The following is a 5,111-nucleotide window of genomic DNA, read 5'->3' on the forward strand; positions in this document are numbered from 1 at the left end:
CACGCGCACCGCGCCGGCGTGGACCTGGAGCGTGTCGGGGCCGAGCAGGGCCTCGGCGCGCGGGCTGACGAAGCAGGCGCGCGCCTGCGCGTCGAGCAGGATCGCGGCGGTGCCCATGGCTTCGAGCGATCCGTGCAGCAGGTGGCTTCCGGCGTGTTCGATCGATTCCTGCACGCGCACGGCGGACAGCACGTACGGGGCGAGCTGGCGGAACACCGCGCGTTCGTCCTCGCTGGTGCGCCCCTCCTCGTCGCCGCGCAGGATGGCGAGGCCGAAGAAGGTGCCTGGCTGCCTGGCCAGCACGATTTGCGCGCCGTGTTCGAAATCGAACGTGCGGGCCAGGTCGAGATAGCCTTCGTCGGTATGGCGCGCGCGCACGGCGTCGTAGTGCGCTTCCCAGGTCACTTCCATCGGCGCTGCGGTGGCGGCGATGCGGTAGTTGACGTCGGGCTGGAAGATCTCGATGCGCGAGGCGGCGGCGACGAAGCCTTCGGGCACGTCGCTCACCCAGTCGAAGGTGATGTGCCGTTCGCCCAGCGCGATGAGCTGCGTGCGTGAGGAGCCGGTGGCATGGGCAATCGCGCGCAGGGCCGTGTTCCAGCCCCCGCCTTCGAACGGCGCGCGTTCGATCAACGCGCGCAAGTCCTCCATTTCTATGCCCGCCCTGTGCCCCACGCCTCTGATCTGTCCCTATTGGCGTTTCACTTCAAGTAAAACACCCAAAACCGAGGTGCAATTGGGTGAATACCACGATCATGGCATGTGCCCGAGGGCATTTGCGTACATTGTCGTCCTGCGACCCGAGGGATGGTGCAAGCCAGTCCTTGACACTGCCCGAAAATCTCCCGGGGGGGAGGTTTTCGGGCATTTTTGGTTGGGGCGTTCCGACGAAGAAGGGCCCACCCCCGATCCCTCCGGCAAGCGGGAGGATAGGGCCGATGTGACCTGTGCAGCCTCTTCCTCTGGAGAATGGGAGGGCAAAGGGAACCGCGGATTTCGCGAGCTTCTCCCAACCGATACGGCTCTCCACATCGGGCCGGGCGCTTTCGAAAAGGAAAGCAGGGTGGCGCGCGGGCTGTTCGCTGTGGCCGTGGGTTTGGATCGCGGCCAGAATGGTTGTTTTGAGAGGCCGGTCTTGCGCGAAACTAGCGGAAGGTGTCGTCCTCGATCGCGGTGTTCGCGCGGGCGGCGCGGATCAGCGCGCGTCCGCCGAAGGTGAGGCCGATGCCCAGCAGGAAGGGCATGCCGCCGAAGAGCAGCACCAGAGGCAGCATCTGCGCGGTGCTGCCCAGGTCGGAGACGAACAGCGCGGCCGAGCAGAGCCCGCTGGCGCCCGCGATCAGGATGCCGATGGCCATGAGCAGGCCGCCCAGAAGCGCCTTCATCGCAGGGTCTCCAGCGCGCCGCGATGGCGGGCCAGCACCGGGGCGCCCTCGGCGCCTGCGCGGTAGAAGGTGTTGTAGGTGTCGAAGGGAATGATCTGCCCTTCGCCGGTGACGAAGTGGACGCAGCTGCGCTTTACCGTGGCGAGATCGAAGTTGTAGCGGTCGAGGAACTGCAGGATCACCACGCGAAAGCTGTTGGCGTAGGTCAGCTCCTCGGGAACCATCGCCTGGGGCAGGCAGCACAGCAGGCTTGCCAGCTTGTCTTCGGTGTTGGCCTGCGCGGTTGCGAGCGAAAGCAGGTCGAGGATGCGCGCGCGCAGTTCGGGGTGCGCTTCGTAGCTGATCGTGCTTGGCCCGGCGAGGATCGCCTCACGCGGGAGCAGGCTGGTGATCGGGGTGACCGCCGCGCCGTCGCGCAGGCCATAGCCGATGCAGATCTGGTCGGGGTTGCAGGGCAGAGGGATCATGTCCTTTTCGGCGAAGACGCCCGATTTGGCGACTTCGCGGCGAATCTGGGTGAGCAGCAGGCGATGGCTCGCCGGATCGAAACCTTCGTTGCGCCCGGCGTCCTGAACGGGCTGGATCGTCACCCCGCGCACGCAGCGCCAGGTCAGCGCGTGGCGCACGATCGCGGCGATTTCGTGATCGTTGACCCCGCGCTTGGCGACGACGACCAGCGTGGTGGAAAGGCCCAGCGCCTCAAGCCGTTCGAGCGCCTGCTGGCGGAGGCGCGACAGCCGCGCGCCGCGAAGGTTCATCAGCGCTGTATCGTCCAGGCTGTCGAACTGGAGATAGACTTCGAGCCGGGGCGCGTAGCTCGCCGGCCTTGTGGCAAAGGCCGCGTCCTGTGCGATGCGAAGGCCGTTGGTGTTGATCATGACGTGGCGGATCGGACGGCGCCTGATGGCATCGAGGATGGCGAAAAAGTCGGGGTGGAGCGTGGGCTCTCCGCCCGAAAGCTGGACGAGGTCCGGCTCGCCCTCGCTGGCGACGAGCGCGTCGAGCATCCGCTCGATCTCGGCCAGCGGGCGGTGGCCGCCGCCAAGGTCGGCCGCGTCGGCAAAACACACCGGACAGGCCAGGTTGCAGGCCTGGTTGATCTCGATGATGGCGAGGCAACTGTGCTGTTCGTGGTCGGGGCACAGCCCGCAGTCGAACGGGCATCCCGCCTCGGTGCGGGTCTGCGCGGTGAGCGGCCGGTCGCCGGGCTTGAGCCAGAGCTTCTGCGATTGCCAGTAGGCCAGATCGTCGGCGATCAGCGTCTTTTGCACCCCGTGCGCGCGGCAGCGCTTGAGGTAGTAGACCGCCTCGCCTTCGATCACGACCTTGGCCGGGACGGGTTCAAGGCAGGTTTCGCACAGGCTCGTCGTCTGGCTGTGGAACAGGTAGGGCGCCGCCTTGCGTTCGGGCAGGGGGTGGGGCGCGGTGCCCGCTTCGTCCAAGTCGCACCCAGAGGAGGCCATAACAGATCATTCCCAGACAGAGAAAGTGGAACAGGTTGAACGGTCCCACCAGGGTTGGATAGGGCTTGGCGAATTCCCATGCGAACCGCTGCGCGCCGTAGAAGGCGGCAAAGACGTGAAAGCCATGGGTCTCCACCCAGCCTGCGCCCGCAAGCCGCGCGCGGGCGTAGATGAGCGCGAACAGCGCCATCGCCAGCGCTTCGTAAAGCTCGACCGGATGGCGCGCGATGCCATCGCCAAGGTCCACGCCCCAGGGCAGCGCCGTGGGGGTGCCGTAGGTCAGGTCGGGCAGCCCTGCAAAGAGGCAGCCCAGCCGTCCGATCGCCAGGCCGACCGCCATTGGCAGGACATAGGCGCCCCCGGTCGAGCGGCGCAGGCCATGGCGTACTTTCCACGCTTCCACGGCAACGATCCCGCCCACCAGCGCGCCCGCCACGCTGTGCGAGGGGGCCAGCGTCAGCCGCAGCGAATTGGCGGTTCCGGCCGCCCAGGCCCCGATCAATGCGCCAAGCGCGAGGGTGACGTAGTAGGACGGCGTGGTGACCCGTGCGAGGGCGTCCGCCTCGCGCGGCCAGCGCCGATGCTGCCAGAACGCGGTGACGCTGGCCCCGATCCAGGCCGCACCATCGCCCAGGGTGTGGGCCCAGGGGGCTGTCGGAATAACGATGATGGTGCCGCCCCTCCTTGCCGTATCGGGCCGCTCCTTAAGGCAGAACAGGCCTGTTCGCGCAAGATGAAACGGGCTGGAGCGCGGAAGGTTACTTGGCGGTTTCAATAAATTTTCCGAAGATATTGCTATCGTGCGTGATCGGGCATAATAGCGCCCAACGGTCCGCACGCGTGGTGCAGGCCTGACAGGAGCAAATCCATTGCTGGTTCTTAACCCCTTCAAGGGCACTGCGCCCGCCGGTTACCAGCCCTTCTCCTAAGCACCGTTCCGGTGCGGCGGCAGGGCCGAAGAGTCCGCTGGCGCACGTTTCCCGCGATCTTGCACGATTGATTGCCGCATGGTTGCGCGCTCTGGCGTGGGACTTGCGGCCGGAACGGATAGACAATGACGGAAATGATGTTCGCCCGGAGCCTCCTGCTCCGGTTTACGCGCGGTGCCGACGCCGCGCCCGACTTTCGCACGGCGCTGCGCGAATGGGCTTTGCCCAAGCTCGGCTGGCTGACCGCCGATGCCTGTACCAAGCTGCCTAAAAACGCCACCTGGGCGACGGTCCTGGCGCGGGTGGAGGCGGCGCAGGCCGCTGCGGATGCCGCCAAGACACGCTCCGGCGACACGGACGCTCGCCCCTCGCACGCGATCGCTATGGCGCGGGCGCTGGCGGGGGTGCTGGGGCTGGAGGCGGGCGATGCGCGTCTGCTCGAGGCCTTGATCGGCTGCGCGCGCCATCCGCACTTGCGCGCCCTGATCGCGATCCTCACCACGCGCGGCACCGATCTGGCCTGCGCGATGGGCCTGCTCGCGGGCTTTGAAGAGGAGAAGGCCGAGGCGCGGGTGCGCACCAGCGCGGTGCTGCGCCTCGGCCTCGTCGGGCTCGAGGCGGATCGTGAGGGCGGGGCTTATATCGCCTTGCGCTGGGCGCTGACCGACCTGCTCGACCGCCAGGCGCCCGATGCCGAGGCGATCGTGGGCGCGCTGGCCGGGCCGCGCCAGACCAGCGCGCTGGAACTGGATGACTTCGCCCATGTCGCGGACCGGGATTTTCTGGTGCGGCTGCTGGCGGGGGCGCTGCGCACGCAGGCCCGAGGCGTCAACATCCTGATCCACGGGCCGCCGGGCACCGGCAAGACCGAGCTGGCGCGCGTGCTGGCGGCCGAAGCGGGCGCGGCGCTCCACGCGGTGGGCGAGACCGACGAGGCCGGCGATGAGCCCAACCGCTACGAGCGGGTCCACGCGCTCCACCTCGCGCAGCGGGTGCTGGGCGCACGCGGCGATGGCTCGGCGCTGCTGCTGTTCGACGAGATGGAGGACTTCATCGGCGATGCCGCGCCCTCCGGCGGTGACTGGTTCGCGCGGCGTTCGGGCAGCAAGGTCTTCGTCAACCGGCTGATCGAAAGCAACGCGGTGCCGGTGATCTGGACCACCAACGCGCTGGGCAATGTCGATGATGCGATCGTGCGGCGCATGAGCTTCGTGCTCCGGCTCGACACCCCGCCGCGCAGCGTGGCGCTGCGGATGCTGGCGCGGGTGGCCGCCGACGAAGGGGGCGTGCCGGGCGCGGCCTTCGCCGACCTGATCGAGCGCGCGCCCGAGACC

Annotated in this window: 4 protein-coding genes and 1 pseudogene; 1 reads left to right on the top strand and 4 read right to left on the bottom strand. The window is 68.0% G+C overall.

What is annotated here, in order from left to right; genetic code table 11:
* The 4 genes and pseudogenes from MTR62_RS19855 to MTR62_RS19870 all read right to left on the bottom strand — a co-directional run.
* Window positions 1-651, bottom strand: a pseudogene (locus MTR62_RS19855) (helix-turn-helix transcriptional regulator); the annotation flags it as partial.
* 494 nt (window positions 652-1,145) lie between these two features.
* Entirely contained in the window at window positions 1,146-1,385 is a 240-nt protein-coding gene (locus MTR62_RS19860) for a hypothetical protein (RefSeq protein ID WP_244024200.1), read from the bottom strand.
* Window positions 1,382-2,827 (bottom strand): radical SAM protein, encoded by a 1,446-nt coding sequence (locus MTR62_RS19865; protein ID WP_244024202.1) that lies wholly within the window; start codon window positions 2,825-2,827, stop codon window positions 1,382-1,384. Before MTR62_RS19865 ends, MTR62_RS19860 begins: the two co-directional genes overlap by 4 nt.
* Window positions 2,727-3,623, bottom strand: a complete 897-nt coding sequence (locus tag MTR62_RS19870; RefSeq protein WP_244024204.1) for a prolipoprotein diacylglyceryl transferase — start codon at window positions 3,621-3,623, stop codon at window positions 2,727-2,729. The genes MTR62_RS19865 and MTR62_RS19870 overlap by 101 nt, the downstream gene beginning before the upstream one ends.
* A gap of 279 nt (window positions 3,624-3,902) precedes the next feature.
* Here MTR62_RS19870 and MTR62_RS19875 point away from each other — a divergent pair.
* Window positions 3,903-5,111, top strand: a 1,209-nt coding sequence (locus MTR62_RS19875; RefSeq protein WP_244024206.1) for an AAA family ATPase, incomplete at its 3' end; no start/stop codon positions are given.

Origin of the sequence: Novosphingobium organovorum (assembly GCF_022832435.1) — a bacterium.
GTDB lineage: Bacteria > Pseudomonadota > Alphaproteobacteria > Sphingomonadales > Sphingomonadaceae > Novosphingobium > Novosphingobium organovorum.

Coding starts and splice junctions, on each gene's coding strand:
- MTR62_RS19860 (WP_244024200.1), bottom strand. CDS start 1,385: ATGAAGGCGCTTCTGGGCGGCCTGCTCATGGCCATCGGCATCCTGATC.